Source organism: Nocardia sp. CA-151230, assembly GCF_050942175.1.
Lineage (GTDB): Bacteria > Actinomycetota > Actinomycetes > Mycobacteriales > Mycobacteriaceae > Nocardia.
On sequence record NZ_CP192061.1, the window covers coordinates 6,682,921 to 6,705,470 of the forward strand.

Consider the following 22,550-nt stretch of genomic DNA (forward strand, 5'->3'; position numbering starts at 1 on the left):
GTATTCCACGTAGCGAAACTCTCGTCCCGCAGCATGATCGGCGCGTCGGCCGAGGGCAATGCGGAATTCCGGTCACCGAAACCCCTCGCGCGAATTCCCCGCACTCTTCCAGTCAGTGAAATCATTTGCGCGGCATGGGTTTTACCACCGCTATAACAGGGACTGCGCGGGACCTGCTCCGATGACGGGGCCCGTGAGTTGGTGTTCTGCATTCACGCCGAACGAGGACGGTACCTATGACAACGACGCATGACGAGTTCCGCCGGGTCGAAGCCGAGCCGGCACCGGCCCGCTTCGCGCGAGGCTGGCACTGCCTGGGGTTGGTGCGCGAATTCGCCGATGGCAAGCCGCATTCCATTCGGGCGTTCGGGACCAAGCTGGTGGTCTTCGCCGGGACCGACGGCACCCTGAATGTGCTGGACGCCTACTGCCGGCACATGGGCGGGGACCTGTCCGACGGCAAAGTCGAAGGCGACGAGATCGCATGCCCGTTCCACGACTGGCGGTGGGGTGGGGACGGCCGCTGCAAGCAGATTCCCTACGGCCGCCGCGTCCCGCGACTGGCACGTACCCGCGCGTGGACCACACTCCAGCAGGACGGAATGCTGTTCGTGTGGAACGACCCCGAGGGCAATCCGCCGCCGCCGGACGTCACGATCCCCCGCATCGAGGCCGCCGGCAGCGAAGGCTGGACCGATTGGCACTGGTACACCACCGTCGTCGACACCAACTGCCGGGAAATCGTCGACAATGTCGTCGACATGGCGCACTTCTTCTACGTGCACGGCTCGCTGCCCACCTATTTCCGCAACGTGTTCGAAGGGCATGTGGCGACCCAGTATTTCGACAGCGGCGCGCGCGAGGATCTGCCGGGACCGGTCGGCGAGCCGAAGCTGCTCGGCACCCAGTCGGTGGCCTCGTACTACGGGCCCTCGTTCATGATCGACGACCTGCTCTATCGCTACGAAAACGGTGACCACAAAACAGTTTTGATCAACTGCCACTATCCGATCGACGCGAATTCCTTCGTCCTGCAGTACGGCATCATGGTCGAAATCCCCGCCGGTCTCGACGCCGAGGAAGCCATGGCCGGCGCCCGCGCGATGGGCGACTGGGTCAAGCTCGGCTTCGAGCAGGACGTGGCGATCTGGAAACGCAAGGCGCGCATCGACAATCCGCTGCTCTGCGAGGAGGACGGCCCGGTCTATCAGTTGCGCCGCTGGTATCAGCAGTTCTATGTCGACCAGGCCGATGTCGAACCGGCGATGGTCGATCGATTCGAATACGAACTCGACACCACCCGCCCGGCCGAGGCCTGGACTGCCGAGGTGCAGGCCAATCTGGCCCGCGCCGCCGCAGCGCCGGTGTCCTGAGCTGCGAGGACGAGCGATGATCAGCCGTCAGGGCGACCGGCTGCGCAGCGTACCGATGACCCCGGTGCGCTGCCACGCGTGCGCCGCGCAGGTCGAGGTGCGCAAGAGCAGCCGGGAGCAGACCAGCATTCAATGGAATGCCGTGGCAAGCCTGGCCTGCCTGGAGCGGCCCGCGGGCGACCCGCAGCGTCCCGAACCGTTGTTCGCCGGCTGTGGCCGGCTGCGTGATTCGGTGGCCGGTGCGGTCCGCGACGGCTCGCTCCGGCTCGCCGACCGGACCGTCACGGACTGAGCGCGCCCGCACCGGGGGCTTTCCCGGTGCGGGCCTTCGGCCGCAGCCCCACCAGGCGTCGCGAGATGTCGCCCGCGGCGATTCGTACTGCGGCCGTGGCGTTTTCGACAGGCACCGACCGGGTCGGGCCCGACAGCGATATCGCGGCCGGTGCGCTCTCGCCCAGCCCGCCGATGGCCGCGGCCACGACCGTGACCCCCAGGGCACAGCCCTGTGCGTCGACCGCGACACCGCCACGGTCGTGAACCGTGCCCAGTTCCCGCGCCAGCTGTCGCGGCGAGCGCACGCTGTAGCAGGTCGGCGCCTGCTGGAACGACAGTTCGGGCCACCGCTGCGGGTCGAGCCCGGCCAGTAGTGCCCGCCCCGGCGCGGTCAGGGCCGCGGCCTGGCGTGCCCCGACCGACCACCCCGCCCCCGGCCCGGGCGGTGGACCCAATCGATCGAGATGCAGCACATCCGGGCCGGCCAACATGCTCAGGTGCGCGGTCAAACCCGTGCGCAGGTGCAGTTCGGTCAGCACCGGAGCGGCGGTCTCGCGCAACCGGCGCTGCCGGGCCACCTGCGAACCGAATTCGAACATCCGCATGCCGAGCCCGTACTCGAAGCCCTCACGCTCCACCCATCCCAGTTCCACCAGACGCCGCAGAATCCGATGCGCCGACGACCGTGGCAGCCCGGCTCGCTGCGCGATCTCCGCCAATGTCAGCGATCCCGGTCCATCGAAGGCATCGAGCAGTGACGCCACCCGATCGATCATGGCCGCCGGGGCGTCGTGAGTTCGTGTCGTCGTTGCCACGTTCCACCTACCTTCGAGCAAATGTCAGAATCTGCCATTTGTGGCAGAATATGACACGCGGTGCGTAAGCACGACCACATTGCCCGGTAAAGGCACCACCAGATCGGTTTCTCCGGATTCCCGCCCGTCGCCCAGGGGGCCGTCGGCACGGCGTTACGGTAGGCGCGACCAGGAATGAGGAGGACTCGTCGTGAGCAACCCGGCCAAGGCGAAACTGGCCCATAAGCGCGCCGAAGACCTACGCCTGACCATCGCGCACGCCGCCCACACCCTGTTCGTCGCCGACGGCGACACCTCCGCGACCGTCGAACGCATCTGCGAGACGGTCGGCATCGCGCCGCGCACCTTCCACCGCTACTTCGCGACGAAGGAGGACGTGGTGCTCCCCCTGTTCCGTCGCAGTGAACAGCTCGTCCGCGACGTGCTCGCGAAGGCGCCCCTCGACGCCGACCCGGCCCACGTCCTGACCCACGCATTCACCACCGAGGTCCATCAACGGCAGTCGTTCGACTTCGATCGGACCTTCATGACCCTGATGATCAACACGCCCGAATACCGGCGCCGATGGCTGGAGTGGGGCGAATGGCTCTACGAGCCGATCACCGAATTCCTCGCCGCCCGTATCGAACTCGGCACCGATCCGTTCCTGCGCGAACTGCCCGCCCAGCTGGTGGTACAGACCAGCCGGCAGGCCTATACGCACTGGATCGTCAAGGCCGATTCCACCGATTTCGCCGAGGTCGAGGCGATCATGCAGCGCGGATTGACCGTGCTGTTCACCGGACTCGGCGCCGTGACCTCCCCCGTCGCGCACGCGACGTGAGGGAGGACCGCCGAACACGGCGAACGGCCGGGCACGCAAGGTACGCGCCCGGCCGTTCGAGAGCCGTTGATCAGAGCTGGAATTCGGCTCGGACCTGGTCTTCGGTGAGACCGTAGTCGGCGAGCGAGTACCTGTGGACCGGTTTGCGGTCGCCGGACCTGCTCTCCTCGTCGAGGGCGGTCATGGCGGTGCGGGCCGAATCCGTGTAGTCCAGGCCGAACTTCGAGTAGATCTTCTCCACCGCGGCGAACGGGTCGGCGCGCAGTTCGTCGAAATCGATGTCGAGGAACTGGTCCGGGTTGTATCGGGCTCGCGCGGTGTTGAATTCACGCAGGCCGCGCGACCACAGCTCGAGCTGCGACTCTCCGATCTTCTCGCCGACGAAGGTGGTGGACCAACCCTGCGTGGCCTGCTCCGACAGGCTGCACGACGAGCCGACGATGGTCACCGGATCGCGGTGGGTCTGGATGATCAGCGCGTCCGGGTACACCTTCATCAGGGCGTCCAGGGCGAACAGGTGACTGGGGTTCTTCAACACCCAGCGCCGGTTGTCCCCCAGCCCGATCAGCTGCAGGTTCTTCCTGTGCCGCGCATAGGCATCGGTCCAGTCCTGCTTGCGCAGCCACTCCGAATAGCTCGGCAGATAGGCCAGCGACTCGTAGGAGATGGATTTCACCGTCTGGCGCAGCAGCTGCCAGCACTCCTCGACCTCGGCGGCGGTCATGTAGTGCACGCCCATGAATTCCGGATTCTCGATCCGGTGCTGGGCGAACCCCTTGTCGACCGCCTGGTAGACCGGATTGTCGGCCCAGGTCTCGCGCGGCGGCCGCGGCTGCGGGAAGTCGGCGAGCCACATCTCCAGGGCCTGGTGCTGCGGGTCGGCGGCGAGCAGCCGGTGCAGGGCGGTGGTGCCGGTGCGGGGCAGACCGGTCACGAAAATCGGCCTGGTGACCTGGGTTTCGGTGTAGGCCGGGTTGGCCTGCCAGGAGGCTTCGCTCAGGGCGCGGGCGACGAGCGCACCGCGCAGGAAGTACCGGCTCATCTTGGAGCCGAGCTCGGTGAGCCCCGCGTCACGCTGGTAGGACTCCAGCAGGACGCCGAGCGCCTCCAGGTAGTCGTCGGACCCGAAGTCGGTGAGGCCGCAGACTTTCGACGCCGAGTGGTGCAGATCCTCGACGGTGCCGACGTTGGTACGTCCGCTCATAGTGGTGAAACTCCTTGCTCAGACGTGGTATTCGCCGCAGTTGACGTCGATGGTCTGCCCGGTGATGGCATTGGCCCACGGCGACATGAGGAAAACGATGGTCTGGGCGATCTCGTCGGGCAGCGGCAGCCGCTTCAGGTCGGACTTGGACGCGGTCTGCTGGTAGACCTGCTCCTCGGTGATGCCGTACTTCTTGGCGATCTCGCTGAAATACCACTTCAGCTGGTCGGTCCAGATGTAGCCGGGCAGCACGCTGTTGACGCGAATCCCCTTCTCGCCCAGCTCGGTCGCCAGGGTCTGCGACATGGCCAGCAGGGCCGCCTTGGCGACCTTGTAGCTGCCGTAGCGGGGTTCGGAGTGCCGCAGCACCATGGAGTTGACCATGACGACCGAGCCCTTGGTCTCGGCCAGCCCGTCGGTGAACGCCTGCGTCATGTGGAGATTGCCGAGCACGGTCAGGTCCACGCTCTCGCGGATCTGCTCGAAGTCGGTGCGCGCCAGCGGCTTCATGGACGGCACCTGGAAGGCGTTGTTCACCAGCGCGTCGACCCGGCCGAAGGTGTCGAGGGTCTGCGTCGCCAGGTTCTGGACCGTGGCCTCATCGGTGATATCGGTGGGCACGCAGAGCGTTTCCGCGCCACCCTCGGCCGCGATCTCGTCGGCGACCTCCTTCAGCCGCGACTCGGTGCGCGCGGCCAGCACGACCTTGGCGCCGGCCGCCGCGGCCTCCAAGGCGATGGAACGGCCCAGACCGGGTCCGATGCCGCTGACCACGACCACCTTGTCGGCCAGCAGTCCCGTCTTCAGTCGGGTCATCCCAGCATCCTTTCCGCGAAGGCGCGCTGGCGAGCGGCGATCCGCTCGCGCCATCCGGCCTCGTCGATCCGATTGTGTTCGAAGTTGGGCAGTCGTTCAGCCACTTTGTCGAAGGGAACGAGCTCGATGGTCGGCCCGTCCTCGGGCGTCATCGGCCGCGCGACCCGCTGCCAGCGGAACTGGAGGATGCCGAGCTTGCGCCCGGTGGTCTCGATCCAGTTGGCGACGCCCGGGTTCCGCGCCGAGACGACCATGCGGATCATCCCGTCCGGATCCACCTGCGCCTGCCGATGATTCAGTGAGGTCTGGTGGTTGACGTAGTCCAGGGAGATGTACCAGCGGCTGCCCAGCTGGAAACCCTGATACGGCGCATCGGATTTCGGCACGGTGATGATGAGCGCCTGGTCGTCCTCCAGCTCGAAATGCCCGACGGAGGAGTACTGGGTGCTCAGCCCGCCCGGCGTGAGCCGAGGCTCGGTCAGCGTATTGACCGGCAGGTTCAGGTAGAACCACTTCGGGAAGTTGAACCAGGTGTGCACCCGGGTCAGCAGCATCCGCCCCGCGGCCCGGTACCGCTTGCGCAGCTGTTCCACGCCCGCTTCGGCCGGCGCGGTGCCGATGGTGTCCACCCGCTCGATGCGAATGCTGCCCTTGCGCTCGGCATTCCAGTCGCCGTACACCTCGCGTACGGCCAGCATGGACGCGCCCTCGGGGAGTACGAAGTAGTTCGGCTCCGGATTCTCCTTGGGCGGCCCGAAACGCAGCTGGTAGCTGCCGTCCGAGTTGATCTGCAGCCGCCGGTCGTCGAACGCGTCGTCACCGTTCGGTACATCGGAAGCGGTGTAATCACCCTTGAGGACCTGGAAACTCAGGTCGACGGTGGTCCCGCGCACGCCGGTGAGCAGGTATTCCGCATTCGGCTCGATATTGGCGCTGTAGTACAGCGTGTCCGGGTTGTCGAGGCCCATCTTGGTGTAGGGCCCGGTGGCGGTCACGAGGTACGGGTGAGAGGTGCCGTGTGCCCGCGACAGCTGCAGCACCGCGGCGATGCCGGCCTGCAGGTAGTCGTAGCCCTCCGCGAGGTCGTGCGGGTCACGGATGAAATCGGCGGTGGCGATGAGCTTCTCGGCCTCGGCGACGGCCGCGAGGAACGGCTCGGTGAGAGGCAGCTCGGCCTTTTCCATGTCTGTCATCAGCTTTCAGCGATCCCTAGGGTTTCTCGAATTCGATGGGCGATCTCGGCCGGCGTCCCGGTCGAGGGGGTGATGGTCAGATCGGCGAACTCCGGCCGCTCGTACGGCGAACTGATGCCGGTGAATTCGCGCAGCTCCCCGGCACGGGCCTTCTTGTAGAGGCCCTTCGGGTCGCGCAGCTCGCACTCCTCGAGCGGGGTGTCGACGAAGATCTCGCGGAACGGCAGATTCCGGCCGTCGTGCAGCTTGCGCGCCTCGCGCCGCTCGGCCCGGAAGGGGCTGATGAGCGACACGATGGCGACCACGCCGGCGTCCGCGAACAGCGCCGCCACCTCGGCCACGCGGCGAATGTTCTCGCGGCGGTCCTCGTCGGTGAAACCCAGGTTCTTGTTCAGCCCGTGCCGCAGATTGTCGCCGTCGAGCAGGTAGGCGGGCTGCCCGGACTCGATGAGCTGCCGCTCCAATTCGACTGCGATGGTGGACTTCCCGGAGCCCGACAGCCCGGTCAGCCACACGGTCGCGCCGGTGCTGAGCCGCTGCCCGCGCTCCACGGCGGAGCTGTGCCACACCACATTCGAGGCCTTCTGCCCGATCCGCGGTGCGCCCGTGGAGCGTCCGGTGATCATGCCCGCGGCCACCGTCTGATCAGTGGTCTCGTCGATGAGGATGAAGCTGCCGGTGGCGCGGTTCTCCCGGTACGGGTCGAACAGCAGCGACTGCCGGCTCTTGATCGTCACGCGCCCGATGTCGTTGAGCCCCAGCCGATCCGCGTCCGTCTGCCGGTGCAGGGTGTTGACGTCGAGCCGGTAGTCCAGCTCGCTCACCTCGACCTTGGAGGTCTGGGTGGCGGTGCGGATGGCGTAGGAGTTACCGGCCCGCAGTTCGGTGTCGTCGGAGAACCAGCACACCATGGCGTCGAGCTCACGATCGGTGTGCGGCTGGTTGCCGGGCCGGGCGAGCATATCGCCACGGCCGATATCGATTTCGTCGTCCAGGGTCAGCGACACCGCCATGCCGCTGAATGCCTCGTCGACCTTGCCGCCGCCCGGGCCCCAGATCTGGTTGACCCGGCTGGTGCGCCCCGACGGCAGCACCACGACCTCGTCACCCGGCTTGAAGATGCCGCCCGCCACGGTGCCCGCGTAACTGCGCTGGCTCTCCCCGTGCGGCCGGATGACGTACTGCACCGGTAGCCGGTTGTCGATGAGGTTGCGGTCGGAGGCCACGTGCACCTCTTCCAGGTGCCGCAGCAGCGGCGGACCCGGATACCAGCCGGCCGAGTTCTCGGACAGGTCGACCACATTGTCGCCGTGCAGCGCCGAGACCGGGATGAAGCTCAGATCGCCCACGTCCAGCTTGGTCGCGAAATCCGCGAATTCCGAACGGATCTCCTCGAACCGCTGCTCGGACCAGTCGACCAGGTCCATCTTGTTCACGCACAGCACCAGGTGCCCGACCCCCAGCAGCGAGGACAGGAAGGCGTGGCGGCGGGTCTGCTCGGAGACGCCCTTGCGCGCGTCGACGAGGATGAGCGCCAGGTCGGCGGTGGAGGCGCCGGTCACCATGTTCCGGGTGTACTGCACATGCCCCGGGGTGTCGGCGATGATGAATTTCCTTCGCGGCGTGGCGAAGTAGCGGTACGCGACATCGATGGTGATGCCCTGCTCGCGTTCGGCACGCAGGCCGTCGGTCACCAGCGAGAGGTCCGGCCCGTCGCCGCCGCGCGAAAGGCTCGCGCGCTCGATGGCATCCAGCTGATCGCTGAACAGGCTCTTGGAGTCGAACAGCAACCGCCCGATGAGGGTCGATTTGCCGTCGTCCACGCTGCCCGCGGTGGCCAGTCGTAACAGGTTGCGACGCATCAGAAATAGCCCTCTCGCTTGCGATCTTCCATGCCGGACTCCGAGATGCGGTCGTCGGCGCGGGTGGCGCCGCGCTCGGTGAGCCGGGTGGCGGCGGTTTCGGCGATCACCTCGGCGGGGTCGGCCGCGGTGGATTCCACGCAACCGGTGCAGTCGGCATCGCCGAGGGTCCGGAAGCGCACGGTGGCCTCGAAGCGCTTCTCCTCCGGGCCGAACTTCAGGAATCGGTTGTCCGCCAGCAGCATTCCGTCGCGCGCCACCACGGTGCGCCGGTGCGCGTAGTACAGCGACGGCAGCTCCACCTCGGCCTGGTCGATGTACTCCCAGATGTCGAGCTCGGTCCAGTTCGACAGCGGGAACACCCGGATGTGCTCGCCCTTGCGGTGCCGGCCGTTGTAGAGGTTCCACACCTCGGGGCGCTGGGCCCGCGGTTCCCACGCGCCGTACTCGTCGCGGAAGCTGAACACCCGCTCCTTGGCGCGCGCCTTCTCCTCGTCGCGGCGCGCCCCGCCGAATACCGCGTCGAAGCGGTGCTCGCGAATGGTGCGCAGCAGGGTGGTGGTCTGCAGCCGGTTCCGGGTCTCACCGGGCCGTTCGGTGACCCGGCCCGCGTCGATATCGTCCTGCACGCTGCCGACCAGCAGTTGGGCTCCCAGCCGCGCCACGGTGCGATCCCGGAAGTCGATGACCTCGTCGAAATTGCGCCCGGTATCGATGTGCAGCAACGGGAACGGCAGCGGCGCGGGCCAGAACGCCCGCCGCGCCAGCTCCAGCATGACCGCCGAGTCCTTACCACCGGAGAACAGCAGCACCGGCCGCTCGAAGGTGGCTGCCACCTCCCGGATGATGTGCACCGATTCCGCCTCCAAGGCGTTCAGGTGCGACAGCTCATATCCCGTGCGCATCTCTCGTCCCATTCGCCGCGTCATCCGATCCGTCCGGTCATTCGACCCTGCGGTGTCGAATGCTTGTGGTGTCGAATATTCGACGCTATTGTTCGATAATGTGACACCGACGATAGGTCGGTACCCGGCGACGGTCAATACCCGCGCCCGAATTGCCGCGCATCGGAGTAGCTCGGGCACACCGGATCCGGGCCACTCCGGTGCGGATGACCGATACCCCGGCCGATACGATCGGGCGCGAACCTCCCGCAGCGCCGGGACCGACACCAGCAGGGATCGAGTTGCCTGAATCCACCACCGCCCCTGTGGCTTCCGAACCGGGAACGGCGGCCGGAGCAGGTTCCACGCCCGCCTCACCGCCGACCCACCGGGTCGTGCAGGCGATCGAGCTGCTGTCGCGACATTCCGGGGAGCGCCTCTCACTGGCCCGCATCGTGCGCGCCACCGGCATGTCCCGGGCCACCGCGCACGCCGTGCTCACCCAGCTCACCGCCGACGGCTGGGCCGTGCGCGACAGCGAGGGGAACTACAGCCTCGGTCTCGGGCTGCTGGCCGTGGCGCGGCGGGCCGACACCGCTTTTCCGCTGCGCCGCCTGGCCGTGGAGCCCATGCACGCGCTGGCCGCGGCGCACGGCGTCCCCATCTTCCTGGCCGAGCGGGAACAGGACGCCATCGTCATCACCGAGGTGCTCGGCACCCCGTCGGTCCCGTGGATCCGCCCCGCCCGCCGCATGCCGTTCGCCCCGCCGGTCTGCCGCGAATTCATCGCCTGGGCACCGGAATCCGAGCGGGAGACCTGGCTCCAGGCCGCCGACCCGCGCCACCGCCCCCGCCTCACCGCGGTCCTCGACGTCATCGCCGCCCGCGGCTATTCCGTCGAACGCCTGGCCGACGAGTCCGCCCCGATGCTGGAAGCCCTGGGGGCCCTGCGCCATTCCCCCGTCACCGATCCGCTGCGGCATCGACTCAGCGCCATGATCGCCGACCTCATCACCATCGACTATCTCCCCGACGAACTCGGCGACCACAATGCGGTCGTCTCGGTGGCCGCCCCGATCTTCGCCTCCGACGGCTCGGTCATCGCGTCGATCGTCTCCTGCCCCGACACCAATCTCCCCGCCGCCCGCCTGCACGAGCTGGCCACCGCCACCATCGCCGCGGCCGACACCGTCACCACCGCCCTGCGAGCCTGAGAGCGCCCCGTCCCGCACAGCTGAAAGCCCGGTCGCAGGGCAGCTTCCGGGGCACTGTTGGGACCGCCGGTGATCGACACCGAATCATCAGGGTGATCGGCACCGCATGATCGGGTCGGGCACGAGCAGGCGGCCCGCACCTCATGGCGCGGGCCGCCGAATCATGCTGGGAGACACCGAATCACGGTTGACCGCTTCAGCGATTGGCCAGTTCCGAGAGCTGGTAGGCCAGGTTGCGGCGGAACGCCGGGATGCGGGCGGCGGTACTGATGACCAGGTTGCGAACCAGCCGTGCCGGCAGCGGACGCAGGGTGGCCATGCGGGTCATGCGATCGGTGAAGCCGACCACGCCCAGTGCCACCGGGCGACGGGTCTGCTCGTACTCGTCGAGGGTGGACTCGGGGGCGCCCGCGACCACCGCGGCGAGCAGGCGGCCGAGCATGGCGGCGTCCTGGATGCCGGTGTTCATGCCCTGGCCACCCGCCGGGCTGTGCACGTGCGCGGCGTCCCCGGCGAGCAGGATGCGCCCGGCGCGGTAGTGGTCGGCGACGCGGTGGTGCACGCGGAAGCGCGAGCTCCAGACGATCTCCTCGACCTTCGCGTGCGCGCCCGGCCGGCGGGCGTCGACCAGCGCCTGCACGTAGGCCAGATCCTGGTGCTCGGGGGCGTCGGCCACGGTGGCGACGATGCGGAAGCGGTCGGGCCGCGGGTCGGGCAGCGGCGCGACGACCGTGACACCCTCGGGCGACAGGTGCAGGGAAACCTCGTCGCGCGGGTCCGGCCAGGTCATGCGGACATCGGCGAGGACGAAGGACTCGGGGTAGGTGGCGCCGGTGAAGCCGATCCCGGCGGCCTCGCGGACCGGGCTGTGCATGCCGTCCGCACCGATGACCCAGTCCGCGCGAACGGAATTCGCGGCGCCGTCGGCATCGGTGAAGGAGACGGTGACACCGTCGGCGTCCTGGACGACACCGGTGACCTCGGTGTGCCGGTGCACCTGCGCGCCCGCCTTCTCGAGGCGCGCCAGCAGGATGGACTCGGTGGATTCCTGACCGATCATGACGGTGTAGGGGTAGGCGGTGGGCAGCCCGTCGAACGAGATGCGGGCCAGCGCGTGGTCGCCGTCGCGCATCACGAAGTGCGGCACCACGATTCCGCGTTCGAGCAGGGTCGCGGTGACGCCGAACTGCTCGAGCACCTCCAGGGTGCGGGCGTGCACGACGACCGCGCGGGAGGTGTTGGCGCCCTCGGCCAGCTTGTCGAGCAGCACCACGTTCACACCCGCGTCGGCGAGCGCGATGCCCGCGGTCAGTCCGGCGGGACCGGCACCCACGATGACGACCGAAGCGGTGGCGGGGACGGTGTTCATGACGACTCCTGAGGCTCTGCCAACATTTGTTGGCCAACGTCTGTTGATTTAGACGGTACGACCCGGTCGACGGCATGTCAACACTTGTTGGCCAACGAATGTTGGCAAACCTTCAGCGGTCGGTGGCGGCGGCCAGCGACTGGAAGACGGCTGCGGTCCGGGTGTGCGGCGTCGCGCAGTAGACGATGACCCGCTGATCGGTGTCGGAGATGTGCAGCACCTGGCAGTGGAAGTCCAGCGGCCCCAGCTCCGGATGACGGATGCGCTTGCGGTGGGTCCGGCGCACCTCCACATCGTGGGCGGCCCACATGTCCGCGAACCGCTTCGATGTGCCCAGCAGTTCGGTGACCAGCGCGGCCAGCGCCGGATGCCCCGGATACCGGGCATAGGCCGCGCGCAGATCGGCAATGAGGGCGCGGGCGAAGTCGCGGGTATCGGCGTCGGACCACTGCGGATGGTCGGCGGCCTCCCGGAACATCCAGCGGATCATATTGCGCTCGTGGCCGGGCACGGTGTCGAGATCGCCGACGAAGGGCGTGGCCGCGCGGTTCCAGGCGAGCACCTCGTAGGTCGCGTCCACCACGTACGCCGGGGCAGCGAGATTGTCGAGGATGGACCGGACCGCCTGCGGCACAGTCGTGTTCGGCCCGGCCGTGACCGGCGGCGACTCCCCCGCCATCCGGAACAGGTATTCGCGCTCGTCCACGGTGAGCATGAGCGCGCGGGCCAGCGCCGCCAGCACCTGGTGCGACGGTTTCGCACCGCGGGCCTGCTCGATGCGGATGTAGTAGTCCACCGAGATCCCGGCCAGCTGCGCCACCTCCTGGCGGCGCAATCCCGGTGCGCGGCGGTTGATTCCGTTCGGCAGCCCGACCTCACCGGGGGTCAGCCGATTGCGCCGGGCCCGTAGAAAGGCCGCGAGTTCATTCCTGTCAGCCATGGCTCCAGTGTGGGGCCGCTGCCTCGATTTTGGGTGGTACGACTTGGTCCTCCCACCGCAACCCGCGCGGCGTGATGCTTCTCCCATGACCATCACCGCATTCATCACCGGCGCCAACAAGGGCATCGGCTACGAAACCGCCCGCCGGCTGGCCGCGCGCGGCATGACCGTCCTGCTGGGCGCGCGGGACCCCGAACTCGGGCGAGCCGCCACCGCCCAACTGCGGGCCGAGGGCGCGGACGCCCACTTCATCCGGATCGATGTCGCCGACGAACAGTCCATCGCCGCGGCCGCCGCCCAGATCGAAGCCGACTTCGGCCGGCTCGACATCCTCGTCAACAATGCCGCCATCAGCGGCGGCCTCGACGGCGACGGCAAGCCGTCATCGGGCACCCTCGCCACCCTGCGGCACGTGTACGAGACCAATGTCTTCGGCCTGGTCGCCGTCACCAATGCCCTACTGCCGCTGCTGCGGCGCGCCGAGGCGGCCCGAATCGTCAACGTGTCCAGCGAGGTCGGCTCGCTGGCGGGCCGCACCGATCCGAACAGCCCCATGTCGCAAATGGTTTCGGCCATCCCCTACACCTCATCCAAAACCGCCGTGAACATGGTGACGGTCCTCTACGCGCTCGAACTGAAGGACACCCCCATCAAGGTGAACGCCGCCAACCCCGGCTACACCGCGACGGATCTCAACGCCAACAGCGGTTTCCGCACCGCCGACCAGGGCGCCGAGCCCAGCATCCACCTCGCGACCCTGCCCGCCGACGGCCCGACCGGAACGTTCTGGGGTTACGTCTGGGGACAGGAAGAGTACGGCCGTATCGAATGGTGAGGCCTACCAGCTGCCGTTCGGCTGCGGGTCACCGCGGTGCCACATATCGGGGCCGTCGCGCCGGCACCGCTGCTGCCACCACTCGTGCTGCTGGACGCAGTGGTGGACGAACCACCAGTCACCCTGGTCGCGCGGTCCGTTCCGATCGCCGAATCCGCCCTGGCCACCGCCGGATCCGCCTTGGCCGCCGCCGGATCCGTCCTGATCGCCGTTCCCGTCCTGATCCTGATCGCCATCGTGGTGGCGGGCCGCGGTGACGCCCGCCGCGGGCACGGCGTGAGCGGTGGCCAGGCCGGTCGCCAGGGGAGCCGTGAACAGGGCGACCACCATCACTGCCGGTCGGAGTTTTCCGCGCATATCGATCACTCTTCGTATCGTTGTGTGCACCAATACGATCCATGATCAATCCCCCGGCCCTTCGATGCGTGGACCGCGACGCCGATTAAACGCCATTCCCGGCACGACGCGAGGGGGATCGCGGTTCACCTTCAGCGGATCTTCAGGTTTCGACTGTGATCATGAGACGTAGCGCGCAGACCCCCGCCCTTCGAGGCGGGGATAGCGCATTCTGTGACATACTGATGTGCTATCATGTCAAGCATGGAATCTCGGGTGGTGAAGCGGGCGTACAAGTACCGCCTCTACCCGACCCCGGAGCAGGCGCAGCAGCTCGCCGTGACGTTCGGATGCGTCCGGTACGTGTACAACCGGGCGTTGGCGGAGCGTTCCCGTGCCTGGACTCAGCAGCAGCGGCGCGTCAACTACGCGGACACATCGCTGATGCTCACGCAATGGAAGCGTGACCCCGAAACCGCATGGCTGACCGAGCCGTCGAAAGGCCCGTTGCAGCAGGCATTGCGGAACCTTCAGGGCGCGTTCGACAAGTTCTGGCGCAAGCAAACCGGTTACCCGCAGTTCAAGAAGAAAGGCCGCTCGAAGGACTCGGCAACTTATTTCTCGAACTGCTTCACCTACCGCGACGGCCAGATCAAGCTGGCCAAACAAGCCGAGCCGCTGGACATCCGCTGGTCGCGTCCGCTGCCCGCAGGGGCCGTGCCGTCGCAGGTCACGGTGTCACGCGACAGTGCGGGCCGCTACCACATCTCGATCCTGGTCGAGGAGACGATCAGCGGGCACGCCCCGACCGACGCCACGATCGGTGTCGATGCGGGCATCACGTCGCTGTATGCGTTCTCGACCGGGGAGAAGGTGTCCAATCCCCGGCACGAGCGCAAGGACCGCGCCCGGCTGGCGAAAGCGCAGCGGGTGTTGGCGAAGAAACAGAACGGCTCGGCCAACCGGGCGAAGGCCCGGCGCAAGGTCGCTCATATTCACGCCCGTATCGCCGATCGGCGGCGGGACCATCTGCACAAACTGGCGTCTCGAGTGGTGCGCGAAAACCAAGTGATCGCCATCGAGGATCTGAGTGTGCGGAACATGGTCCGCAATCGCCGCCTGGCGCGGGCGATCTCGGATGCGTCATGGTCGCAGTTCCGGTCGATGCTGGAGTACAAGGCGGACTGGTACGGGCGCACAGTAGTGGCGATCGACCGGTTCTATCCCTCGAGCAAGACCTGCTCGACGTGCGGACGGATCAACGACGCGATGCCGCTCGACATTCGGGAGTGGACCTGTCCGTGCGGGGCTGTCCACGACCGGGACGTCAACGCTGCGAAGAACATACAGGCCGCCGGGCTGGCGGTCTTGGCCTGCGGAGATGGTGTGAGACCGCCCCGCAGCTGATGCGGGAAGGCAACCGTCGATGAAACAGGAAACCCCTGTCGTGAGGCAGGGAATCCCGATCCTTCAGGGCCGGGAGGAAGTCAAAAACCGTCTATCCGACTGAAACAAACTGAACTGAACTTCGATCGAGGACGAGATCATGTGGGAGTACGAACACAGCGCCGAGACCACCGTGCCCCGGGAGGCGCTGTGGCGCAGCTGGTCCGACCCGAGCCGCTGGCCCGAATGGAATACCGGCATCGAAACCTTCGAGCTGGACGGGCCTTTCGCGCCCGGCACCACCTTCCGCATGACCTCGCCCGACGGTGACACCGTGGAGCTGCGCTTCGTGGAGATCGTCGACGGCGAACTCTGGAGCGACGTCTTCCTCGGCGAGGGCTTCGAGGTGCTGACCCAGCACCGCCTCGACGCCCTGCCCTCCGGCGCCACCCGCGTCGTCTACCGCACCGAGATCACCGGCCCCGCCGCCGCCACCCTCGGCCCCGAGATCGGCCCCCAGATCACGTCCGATTTCCCCGAGGTCGTCGCGGGCCTCATCGAGCACGCCGACCGGGGCTAGCCCAGCCCGCCGTGCCTTTCGTGCAGCAACAGCAGGGAATACGCGGCCACACTCTGGGCATCCACGATGGCGCCCGCCAGGATCATGGCCTCCACCTCGTCCCGGGTGAACCAGGCGGACTCCATGTCCATCTCGGAGGGCTCCCGCTCGTGCGGCCCCACCGTCAGCTCGGTGGCCAGCACCACGGTCCCGTAATGCGTGCTGGTGGCCGGGGCGGGCGCCACCTTCCCCAGCGCCGTCAGCCGGCCTGCCCGCAGCCCCGTCTCCTCCCGCAGCTCCTGCCGAGCCACCGCGATCGGATCGCTCTCCCCCGCCACCGCCCCGCCCGGGAACTCCCAGCACCTGCGCCCCAGCGGATACCGATACTGCTCGACCAGGTGGAATCGCTCCCCATCCCACGGAATCACGATCGCGAAGTCCGCCTTCCGGATGTAGGCGTACACCGCCTCCATCCCGTCGGCCTGCCGAACCACGTCCTCCCGCAGCGTGATCCACCGATTCGCGTACACCTCACGACTCCGCAGCGTGTCCATCCCCCGATCCTCCCCCACCGCGGGGCGAGTCAGTACGGGCGGGCCGGGGTCAGGGCGTCCCGGGCGTCCATGAGGGCGAAGCCGAGGAGATTCTCACCGCGCCAGCGCACCGGGTCGGCGGCGGAGGGGTTGTCGGCGCCCAGGCCGATGCCCCAGATGGTGTCGCGGGGAGCGGCTTCGACGAGCACCTTGCCGGTGGTGGCGAGCAGGAAGTCGCGGAGCTGGTCGTGCTGGCCGAATTTGGCGATGCTGGCGCGGAGCACGATGTCGAAGCGGTGGGCTTCCCAGGTGTCCTGGTCGAAGCCCGAGATCGCGCGGCCCATACGCTTGGCGTCGGCGGGCGTGTCGCTGGACAGGATGCGGGTGCGCATGTCCTCGTCGCCGAACAGGCGGGCCTTCTCGGCCATCATGAAATGCTCTGCGCTGCCGTAGTTCTGGCCGTCGACGCTGAATTCGACCGGCCACCACTGGCTGAGCACCCACTTGCCGACCTCGTGGCCCGGGGTGCGGGTGTGCCCCCAGAAGAAGAGGAACTCCGGTCTCGCCCCGTCGGCCATGTCCGCTGTCAGCTGCGCCCTGTCCACGCCGCGACCCTAGCCGACCGAGGTGACAGAGTCGTGGGGATATCGCGCCACACCGACGGCGCGCCGCAATCAGCTGGCGAGTGTGCGCAGGCGGGTCATGATCTCGGCGGGCGGATGGTCGTGCACGCGATAGCGCGGCGGATCGTACTCGGCGGCGAGTTCCAGTGCCACCAGCCCGGACACGTCCTCCCAGGCGACGCGGAAGACATCGCCGTCGCCGGTGACGAAGCAGATGAAATCGGCGGCGGGCAGCAGATTCGTGACCCCGTCGGTCCAGGAGGTCATGGTGTACTCGCTGCCGTCGGGCGCCCGCACGTGCAGCAGTTCCATGATCGCGCCCTCGCGCTCCGCCTCGGCGCGCAACCGCTCGGTCTGCGCGTGATACGCCCCCACCGCGAGCTGCGCCTGCGCGCGGCGGATGAGCCCGTGGGCCGGATGGTCCGGCGCCACCTCGAAGGGGATCACGTCGCCGTTGTCGTCGACGGTGTACGGGACGGCCGACAGCGGGCGCAGCGACCCCTCGAGCCGCTCCGCCGCCAGCGCCAGCAGTTGCGGCAGGGCTGCGGGCGTCGCGTCCAGCACGACCAGCATGCCCAGGTGCCCGGGTAGGAAAAGCAGTGGGCGCGTGGCGGTTCGGGCCCGCACGCCCTCGAGCCACCCGGCCACCAGCGGCAGCGAACCGACATAGCTCTCGCCGTCGTCGTCGACGAAGTCCATCACCCGCATCCCCTGCGGCGGTTCGAGGGCCTCCAGCGTGTTCATGGCCAGCTCGGTGAGATTGGCGTGCGCTACGGTGTAAACCTGCTCCGCGTCCACGCCCCAGCTCGACAGTTCCTTCTTCGTCACGAATTGCACGGTGCTGGGCAGATCGATGACCACCATCTCGGTCAGGAACGGCAGCGCCGGACGCGAGAGCACCAGGTCCCGCCCCTCCAGCTCGCCGACCCGAATCGCCCCGGACCCGTACCCGGCCCGCCGCAGCACCGGTCGCAGCCTGGGCGCCACCTGCTCCCAGCCCTGCGGCGCCTCCGGCGGCAGGATGAGGTTGTCGACGGCCTTGAACAGCCCGGCGGAGATCTTCCCGTCGAACCGGCGGTACAGCGTGCCCAGGTTCATCTTGGCCACGTACCCGTTCTTCAGCCGGTATCCGATCTCGAACGCCTCGGTGTCGAAGTGCGCGGCCTCCACGGCCTCGTAGCCGAGCACCTGTTCCAAGACCTTCTTGCCGAACCGATTTCGTGGCGAACCGAACATCCCGCCCAGGAAACTCATGGCCCGGACTCTACGCGCGAGGGGCGACAAACGCTGCCCGCAAACCCACAGGGAACCTGTGTGCCACAACCGGAAACGCGCTGTTCACGGTGTGTCCGCGCAGTGCTCGATAGGACGCCCGTCCAAGGACGAGCACAATGCGCGTGACTATGGTTAGCTGTAGCGCCATGAGCACGCCCGTCTCCACCCACCCCGACGAATTTCTGCCCCGCGATACCGCGGATGTGGTTCGGACCGTTCGGGATTCACGTCGTTCGACGAAACCGCTGATCATCCGGGGTGGGGAACGGCCGGAGGACGAGCTCGCGCTGCCCGATCAGGGCAGCGTGCTGAGCATGCGGAAGATGAACCGGGTCCAGGTGGTGGACGCCGATGCCAGGACTGTTCGGGTACAGGCGGGGGCGCGTCTCTACGACATCGACCGGACGCTGGGCGCGCACGGGCTCGGGCTGCCGGTGGTCGGCGACCATCGAGACATCACGGCGGGCGGATTCGCGGCGGTGGGCGGGCTGTCGGCGGCGTCGCATCGCTTCGGCATGTTCAGCGACAATGTGGCCGAGCTCGAATACGTCGATCAGGACGGGCGTTTCGGCACCTGCGGGCGCACCCATCACGCGGAGCGGTTCCGCCGGATCCTGGGCGGCGGCGGGCGCACCGGGATCATCACCGCGCTGACCCTCGAGGTCACCGGTGTGGACAAGGACCGCACCTGGCTCACCACCGACGCGCACCGGTTCCTGGACTTCGACACCTGGGTGGAGCACTCCTACCGCGAGATCCAGTCGCCGGGTGACGCCATGCTGCAGGTGGGCCGCTGGGTGGACACCGCGCCCCTGAAGGTTGCCCGACCGGTCGGTACCGGCACCGTGCAGCTGGGCACCGTGCGCTTCGGCCAGTGGTCGAGCCTGCACCCCACCACCCCCAACCTCTCGCTGCGCGCCCGCCGCGAGGTCGGCGCGCGCGCCCGAAAGTCGCTGGGCGCCATCGCCGCATCCGCGGGCGGCCGCGCCGGTATGCCGGTCCGGAATGCCGCCGCCGGCGCGCTCATGTTCGCTCCGAAGGTGCTGACCCTGCGCGACGCCGAGTACCTGGCCGACACCGTCATCAGTTCCTCCGAGCGCGGACCGGCTTACCGCGTCTCGGTTTTCGCGCCCCTGTCCTCCTACGCCCGGGTCTTCCACGGCCTGCACGACCTGTTCGCCGGGCACCGCGAACGCACCGGCTGCTTCACCGTCATCTCGGCCATGACGTATGGCGTAAGGTCGCGCTACCTGCGCGAACTCGACAACGAGGACCACGGCTTCATCACCTTCACCTGCCGGTTGCGGCCGGCGGCGCTGCCCTCGGAACTGTTGCGGGACATCGTGTCCGCAATCGACGAGATCTGTCTCGCCGAACGCGCCCGGCGTTATGACCCGACCGAATAGAATGTGTTCCGCCGCACCGCCAGCTACCGGTTAGCAGCCGGGCGGGGCGGCGGTATCGGCACTGTCGGCGGGGTGCCGGTGCATGGTTCATGCTCAATCCTCAGATGAAGGTTGCCTGTCCCATGATCGAATTCCGTGCTGCCCGCCGTCCCCGCACCGCCGGATCCCTTGCGGAGGAACGCCCCATCGAGGGCAAACGAATCGTCGTCACCGACGCCTGTTCGGAGATCGGCCGAGAGACCGCGCGACTACTGGGTTTTCACGGTGCCGAGGTGATCCTGGTGGCGCGCAACGGCTCCCGGCTGGTCGAGGAGTGCGCCACGATCATCGAGGCCGGCGGCCGTGCCCACTGGTTCCGCTGCGACATCTCCGCCATCGGGGATGTGGATCAGCTGGTCGAGTGGCTGCTCACCGAGTTCGACACCGTCGACGTCCTGGTCAACAACACCGGCCGCCCCACCCGCCGCCCGGTGCTGCAATCCCTGGATCGCTTCCGCGACTACCAGCGCATGATGGCCGCCTACTACTTCGGTCCCCTGCGCCTGACCCTCGGCCTGCTGCCCGCCATGCTGGCCGGCGGCTCCGGCCACGTGGTGAATGTCGGCCCCTGGAGCGCCGACACCGGCGCCGCCCCCAATTTCGCCTCCTACGCCAGCGCCCAGGCCGCCTGGACCACCTTCGGTCAATGCGCCGACGCCGAGCTCTCCCCCCGGGGCATCCACGTCACCACGGTCCGGTACCCCGCCTTCGAACTCGACTCCGGCTCCCCGACCTATACCCGAGAGAACCCCTCCCCGGACCCCGCCGAGGCCGCTCGCTGGATCGAAACCGCCATCCGCACCCGCCCGCCGCAAATCCAGCCCCGTTTCCCCCGAGCCCTCCTGGGCCTGACCTCCATGTCCCCGCGGACCACGCGGCTCAAGCACGCCCTGGGTATCTGAGCTCGACCGGACAGCAAAGCGCCCCACCCGGATTCCGGGTGGGGCGCTTCGTGACTTACGTCAGTGCTTTTCCGGGCCGAGGTGGTACTCGAACACCAGGCCGCCGGCGGCGACCAGGATGCAGACCACACCGAGGCCGATCAGCCAGAACTGGAAGAACGCGAAGCCGAGGGCGGCGATGGAGCCCGCACCGGCCAGCAGGATGGGCCAGAACGAGCCGGGCGAGAAGAAGCCCAGGTCGCCGGCGCCGTCGACGATCTCCGCCTCTTCGTAGTCCTCGGGACGCAGGTCCAGACGACGGGCGACGAAACGGAAGTAGGTGGCCACGATCAGGGCCAGGCCCGCCGACAGCACGATGGCGGTGGTACCCGCCCACTCGACGCCGGTGCGCGAGCGGCCGGTGAAGTAGCCGTACACGACGGCCACGATCACGAAGAAGACCGTGATCAGTTCGAAGATGCGAGCTTCGACCTTCATGTCAGTTCATCCTCACTTGGCGTCGGCGAGTTCGTTACCGCGCGCCTTGCGGTCGGTGTTGAACGGCTTGGTGGAGGTCGCCACCGGCGACTGACCAATGCTGGCCAGCGCCTCGGCGTTGGTCTTGTGGTCCTTGGTCCGCGCGTCCATGTACTTCTGGAAGTCCGCCGGGGACACCACGCGGATCTCGAAGTTCATCATCGAGTGGAAGGTGCCGCACATCTCGGCGCACCGGCCGACGAACGCGCCTTCCTTCTCGATCTTGGTGATCTGGAAGACGTTGTCCGAGTTGTTCTGCTTCGGGTTCGGCATCACGTCGCGCTTGAACAGGAACTCCGGCACCCAGAACGAGTGGATGACGTCCGCGGCGGCCAGCTGGAACTCGATGTTCTTGCCGGACGGCAGGACCAGCACCGGAACCTCGTTGGAGGTGCCGACGGTCTCGACCTTGTCGTAGTGCAGGTACGAGATGTCGTTCGCGGGCAGGCCGTTGTTCGGGCCCGGCTGCGGGTGGCCATCCTTGGTCGCTTCCTTGTAGCGCTCCTGGATGTCCGTGTTCATGTCCTGGCGCTCGTGGTCGACGCCGTCGAAGGTGTACCGAGCGGGCTGGCCGTCGATCTGCATGTCGACCTTCTGGTAACCGAACTTCCAGTTCCACTGGAAGGCGGTCACGTCGACGGTGACGTCCGGGTTGCCGACCTTCTCGTGGACGTAGTTCTGCACCACCACGGTGAAGTAGAACAGCACGGCGATGATCACGAACGGGATCGCCGTGTAGCTCAGCTCCAGCGGCACGTTGTAACCGGTCTGCCGCGGGAACTCCGGGGAGTTCGGCTTCTTGCGGTGGAACGCGATGGTCCAGAAGGTCAGGCCCCAGACCAGCACGCCCATCGCGAGGGCGGCGAGCACGGACCAGGTCCACAGCTCGCGCATGCGGGTGGCCTGCGGCGTGATGCCCGAAGGCCAGCCGAATCGAAGCCAAACGTTGTCGATCGAGCAGCCGGAGACGAGCATCGCGGTCATCCCCAAGGACACCGCCAGCCCGGCCCGCCGAAGGATGCGGCCCCGCCGACCCTGGGCGGGTCGTGCCCCTATCGCCTCGCTCGCCTTGTGCGCCACGCTCAACGCCTTCCTGGTCGTCATTCCGACACCGCGTCGCCCGGACTCCCTTCCGCCGGGCGACACATTTTCAGCACAGTTCTGGACCTCGGGGAGGATACGCGCGAACGCGCAACCGACCCTGAGAGTTTCCCAAGTACTACGCAGCGTAGACCAAAGAACCGCCCCCGTTGTGACTGGGTCCCGTTCGACACGCTCTGTCCAACATGCCTCCGCTTCCCTCCGGCTGTTCGCGGCCCTGTGACCTCGATGCTTCCGTCCTCCGCCCCTCCAAGGCGCAGGTCTATGGAGCCG

23 protein-coding genes are annotated in these 22,550 nt (G+C 67.8%); 9 read left to right on the forward strand and 14 right to left on the reverse strand.

The window, feature by feature from the left end:
- The first annotated feature begins 236 nt into the window (after positions 1 to 236).
- On the forward strand, positions 237 to 1,373 hold the full coding sequence (locus ACQP1O_RS31545; protein WP_433562029.1) for a Rieske 2Fe-2S domain-containing protein: 1,137 nt from the start codon (positions 237 to 239) through the stop codon (positions 1,371 to 1,373).
- Between the two features lie 16 nt (positions 1,374 to 1,389).
- Complete coding sequence (locus ACQP1O_RS31550; RefSeq protein ID WP_433562030.1) at positions 1,390 to 1,665, forward strand: ferredoxin; 276 nt, start codon at positions 1,390 to 1,392, stop codon at positions 1,663 to 1,665.
- Here the strand turns inward: ACQP1O_RS31550 and ACQP1O_RS31555 are convergent.
- Positions 1,655 to 2,461, reverse strand: coding sequence for an IclR family transcriptional regulator (locus ACQP1O_RS31555; protein WP_433562031.1), 807 nt, complete (start codon positions 2,459 to 2,461; stop codon positions 1,655 to 1,657). The genes ACQP1O_RS31550 and ACQP1O_RS31555 overlap by 11 nt on opposite strands.
- A gap of 190 nt (positions 2,462 to 2,651) precedes the next feature.
- On the opposite strand from ACQP1O_RS31555, the gene ACQP1O_RS31560 reads away from it, so the two are divergent.
- Positions 2,652 to 3,284, forward strand: coding sequence for a TetR/AcrR family transcriptional regulator (locus ACQP1O_RS31560; protein WP_433562032.1), 633 nt, complete (start codon positions 2,652 to 2,654; stop codon positions 3,282 to 3,284).
- A gap of 70 nt (positions 3,285 to 3,354) precedes the next feature.
- On the opposite strand, the gene ACQP1O_RS31565 is transcribed toward ACQP1O_RS31560, so the two are convergent.
- Genes ACQP1O_RS31565 through cysD form a run of 5 tightly spaced genes read right to left on the reverse strand, consistent with a single transcriptional unit; the run spans position 3,355 to position 9,264 of the window.
- Positions 3,355 to 4,488 (reverse strand): sulfotransferase family protein, encoded by a 1,134-nt coding sequence (locus ACQP1O_RS31565; protein ID WP_433562033.1) that lies wholly within the window; start codon positions 4,486 to 4,488, stop codon positions 3,355 to 3,357.
- An 18-nt stretch (positions 4,489 to 4,506) separates the two neighbouring features.
- Positions 4,507 to 5,304 carry an SDR family oxidoreductase gene (locus ACQP1O_RS31570; RefSeq protein ID WP_433562034.1) on the reverse strand — a complete coding sequence of 266 codons (798 nt, stop codon included), beginning with the start codon at positions 5,302 to 5,304 and terminating at the stop codon, positions 4,507 to 4,509.
- Complete coding sequence (locus tag ACQP1O_RS31575) at positions 5,301 to 6,497, reverse strand: hypothetical protein (RefSeq protein ID WP_433562035.1); 1,197 nt, start codon at positions 6,495 to 6,497, stop codon at positions 5,301 to 5,303. Before ACQP1O_RS31575 ends, ACQP1O_RS31570 begins: the two co-directional genes overlap by 4 nt.
- Positions 6,497 to 8,359, reverse strand: a complete 1,863-nt coding sequence (gene cysC / locus ACQP1O_RS31580) for an adenylyl-sulfate kinase (protein WP_433562036.1) — start codon at positions 8,357 to 8,359, stop codon at positions 6,497 to 6,499. Before cysC ends, ACQP1O_RS31575 begins: the two co-directional genes overlap by 1 nt.
- Entirely contained in the window at positions 8,359 to 9,264 is a 906-nt protein-coding gene (gene cysD, locus ACQP1O_RS31585; protein WP_433562037.1) for a sulfate adenylyltransferase subunit CysD, read from the reverse strand. The genes cysC and cysD overlap by 1 nt, the downstream gene beginning before the upstream one ends.
- Before the next feature lie 305 nt (positions 9,265 to 9,569).
- Between cysD and ACQP1O_RS31590 the strand changes: the two genes are divergently transcribed.
- On the forward strand, positions 9,570 to 10,457 hold the full coding sequence (locus ACQP1O_RS31590) for an IclR family transcriptional regulator (protein WP_433562038.1): 888 nt from the start codon (positions 9,570 to 9,572) through the stop codon (positions 10,455 to 10,457).
- Between the two features lie 196 nt (positions 10,458 to 10,653).
- Here the strand turns inward: ACQP1O_RS31590 and ACQP1O_RS31595 are convergent, their stop codons facing one another.
- Both ACQP1O_RS31595 and ACQP1O_RS31600 read right to left on the reverse strand, forming a co-directional pair.
- The gene (locus tag ACQP1O_RS31595) at positions 10,654 to 11,826 is read right to left on the reverse strand and encodes an FAD-dependent oxidoreductase (RefSeq protein ID WP_433562039.1); all 1,173 of its coding nucleotides are present in this window, start codon (positions 11,824 to 11,826) and stop codon (positions 10,654 to 10,656) included.
- A gap of 112 nt (positions 11,827 to 11,938) precedes the next feature.
- Positions 11,939 to 12,766: a helix-turn-helix domain-containing protein gene (locus tag ACQP1O_RS31600; protein WP_433562040.1), complete on the reverse strand. Its 828-nt coding sequence runs from the start codon at positions 12,764 to 12,766 to the stop codon at positions 11,939 to 11,941.
- A gap of 85 nt (positions 12,767 to 12,851) precedes the next feature.
- Here ACQP1O_RS31600 and ACQP1O_RS31605 point away from each other — a divergent pair, with 85 nt between their 5' ends.
- Positions 12,852 to 13,601: an SDR family oxidoreductase gene (locus ACQP1O_RS31605; RefSeq protein WP_433562041.1), complete on the forward strand. Its 750-nt coding sequence runs from the start codon at positions 12,852 to 12,854 to the stop codon at positions 13,599 to 13,601.
- Between the two features lie 3 nt (positions 13,602 to 13,604).
- Here the strand turns inward: ACQP1O_RS31605 and ACQP1O_RS31610 are convergent, their stop codons facing one another.
- On the reverse strand, positions 13,605 to 13,958 hold the full coding sequence (locus ACQP1O_RS31610) for a hypothetical protein (RefSeq protein WP_433562042.1): 354 nt from the start codon (positions 13,956 to 13,958) through the stop codon (positions 13,605 to 13,607).
- Positions 13,959 to 14,201: 243 nt separating this feature from the next.
- Here ACQP1O_RS31610 and ACQP1O_RS31615 point away from each other — a divergent pair, with 243 nt between their 5' ends.
- The gene (locus tag ACQP1O_RS31615) at positions 14,202 to 15,344 is read left to right on the forward strand and encodes an RNA-guided endonuclease InsQ/TnpB family protein (RefSeq protein ID WP_433562043.1); all 1,143 of its coding nucleotides are present in this window, start codon (positions 14,202 to 14,204) and stop codon (positions 15,342 to 15,344) included.
- A gap of 139 nt (positions 15,345 to 15,483) precedes the next feature.
- Positions 15,484 to 15,903, forward strand: coding sequence for an SRPBCC family protein (locus ACQP1O_RS31620; RefSeq protein WP_433562044.1), 420 nt, complete (start codon positions 15,484 to 15,486; stop codon positions 15,901 to 15,903).
- On the opposite strand, the gene ACQP1O_RS31625 is transcribed toward ACQP1O_RS31620, so the two are convergent.
- The 3 genes from ACQP1O_RS31625 to ACQP1O_RS31635 all read right to left on the reverse strand — a co-directional run bounded on the left by ACQP1O_RS31625 (position 15,900) and on the right by ACQP1O_RS31635 (position 18,292).
- The gene (locus ACQP1O_RS31625; protein WP_433562045.1) at positions 15,900 to 16,436 is read right to left on the reverse strand and encodes an NUDIX domain-containing protein; all 537 of its coding nucleotides are present in this window, start codon (positions 16,434 to 16,436) and stop codon (positions 15,900 to 15,902) included. The genes ACQP1O_RS31620 and ACQP1O_RS31625 overlap by 4 nt on opposite strands.
- 29 nt (positions 16,437 to 16,465) lie before the next feature.
- Entirely contained in the window at positions 16,466 to 17,020 is a 555-nt protein-coding gene (locus tag ACQP1O_RS31630) for an NADAR family protein (RefSeq protein ID WP_433562046.1), read from the reverse strand.
- 69 nt (positions 17,021 to 17,089) lie between these two features.
- Entirely contained in the window at positions 17,090 to 18,292 is a 1,203-nt protein-coding gene (locus ACQP1O_RS31635) for a hypothetical protein (protein ID WP_433562047.1), read from the reverse strand.
- Positions 18,293 to 18,459: 167 nt separating this feature from the next.
- Here ACQP1O_RS31635 and ACQP1O_RS31640 point away from each other — a divergent pair, with 167 nt between their 5' ends.
- Together ACQP1O_RS31640 and ACQP1O_RS31645 are read left to right on the forward strand one after the other, a co-directional pair.
- On the forward strand, positions 18,460 to 19,719 hold the full coding sequence (locus tag ACQP1O_RS31640; protein WP_433562048.1) for an FAD-binding oxidoreductase: 1,260 nt from the start codon (positions 18,460 to 18,462) through the stop codon (positions 19,717 to 19,719).
- A 122-nt stretch (positions 19,720 to 19,841) separates the two neighbouring features.
- Positions 19,842 to 20,660 carry an SDR family NAD(P)-dependent oxidoreductase gene (locus ACQP1O_RS31645; RefSeq protein ID WP_433562049.1) on the forward strand — a complete coding sequence of 273 codons (819 nt, stop codon included), beginning with the start codon at positions 19,842 to 19,844 and terminating at the stop codon, positions 20,658 to 20,660.
- 60 nt (positions 20,661 to 20,720) lie between these two features.
- Here the strand turns inward: ACQP1O_RS31645 and ACQP1O_RS31650 are convergent, their stop codons facing one another.
- Positions 20,721 to 21,137 (reverse strand): cytochrome c oxidase subunit 4, encoded by a 417-nt coding sequence (locus ACQP1O_RS31650; RefSeq protein ID WP_433562050.1) that lies wholly within the window; start codon positions 21,135 to 21,137, stop codon positions 20,721 to 20,723.
- 12 nt (positions 21,138 to 21,149) lie between these two features.
- Positions 21,150 to 22,280, reverse strand: coding sequence for an aa3-type cytochrome oxidase subunit II (gene ctaC / locus ACQP1O_RS31655; RefSeq protein WP_379430669.1), 1,131 nt, complete (start codon positions 22,278 to 22,280; stop codon positions 21,150 to 21,152).
- Between the last annotated feature and the right edge of the window lie 270 nt (positions 22,281 to 22,550).

Excerpts from the sequence above, each read along its gene's own strand:
- ACQP1O_RS31545 (WP_433562029.1), top strand. The coding sequence starts at position 237 with ATGACAACGACGCATGACGAGTTCCGCCGGGTCGAAGCCGAGCCGGCA.
- ACQP1O_RS31550 (WP_433562030.1), top strand. The coding sequence starts at position 1,390 with ATGATCAGCCGTCAGGGCGACCGGCTGCGCAGCGTACCGATGACCCCG.
- ACQP1O_RS31565 (WP_433562033.1), bottom strand. The coding sequence starts at position 4,488 with ATGAGCGGACGTACCAACGTCGGCACCGTCGAGGATCTGCACCACTCG.
- ACQP1O_RS31570 (WP_433562034.1), bottom strand. The coding sequence starts at position 5,304 with ATGACCCGACTGAAGACGGGACTGCTGGCCGACAAGGTGGTCGTGGTC.
- ACQP1O_RS31575 (WP_433562035.1), bottom strand. The coding sequence starts at position 6,497 with ATGACAGACATGGAAAAGGCCGAGCTGCCTCTCACCGAGCCGTTCCTC.
- cysC (WP_433562036.1), bottom strand. The coding sequence starts at position 8,359 with ATGCGTCGCAACCTGTTACGACTGGCCACCGCGGGCAGCGTGGACGAC.
- cysD (WP_433562037.1), bottom strand. The coding sequence starts at position 9,264 with ATGCGCACGGGATATGAGCTGTCGCACCTGAACGCCTTGGAGGCGGAA.
- ACQP1O_RS31595 (WP_433562039.1), bottom strand. The coding sequence starts at position 11,826 with ATGAACACCGTCCCCGCCACCGCTTCGGTCGTCATCGTGGGTGCCGGT.
- ACQP1O_RS31600 (WP_433562040.1), bottom strand. The coding sequence starts at position 12,766 with ATGGCTGACAGGAATGAACTCGCGGCCTTTCTACGGGCCCGGCGCAAT.
- ACQP1O_RS31605 (WP_433562041.1), top strand. The coding sequence starts at position 12,852 with ATGACCATCACCGCATTCATCACCGGCGCCAACAAGGGCATCGGCTAC.
- ACQP1O_RS31610 (WP_433562042.1), bottom strand. The coding sequence starts at position 13,958 with ATGCGCGGAAAACTCCGACCGGCAGTGATGGTGGTCGCCCTGTTCACG.
- ACQP1O_RS31615 (WP_433562043.1), top strand. The coding sequence starts at position 14,202 with ATGGAATCTCGGGTGGTGAAGCGGGCGTACAAGTACCGCCTCTACCCG.
- ACQP1O_RS31620 (WP_433562044.1), top strand. The coding sequence starts at position 15,484 with ATGTGGGAGTACGAACACAGCGCCGAGACCACCGTGCCCCGGGAGGCG.
- ACQP1O_RS31625 (WP_433562045.1), bottom strand. The coding sequence starts at position 16,436 with ATGGACACGCTGCGGAGTCGTGAGGTGTACGCGAATCGGTGGATCACG.
- ACQP1O_RS31635 (WP_433562047.1), bottom strand. The coding sequence starts at position 18,292 with ATGAGTTTCCTGGGCGGGATGTTCGGTTCGCCACGAAATCGGTTCGGC.
- ACQP1O_RS31640 (WP_433562048.1), top strand. The coding sequence starts at position 18,460 with ATGAGCACGCCCGTCTCCACCCACCCCGACGAATTTCTGCCCCGCGAT.
- ACQP1O_RS31645 (WP_433562049.1), top strand. The coding sequence starts at position 19,842 with ATGATCGAATTCCGTGCTGCCCGCCGTCCCCGCACCGCCGGATCCCTT.
- ACQP1O_RS31650 (WP_433562050.1), bottom strand. The coding sequence starts at position 21,137 with ATGAAGGTCGAAGCTCGCATCTTCGAACTGATCACGGTCTTCTTCGTG.
- ctaC (WP_379430669.1), bottom strand. The coding sequence starts at position 22,280 with ATGACGACCAGGAAGGCGTTGAGCGTGGCGCACAAGGCGAGCGAGGCG.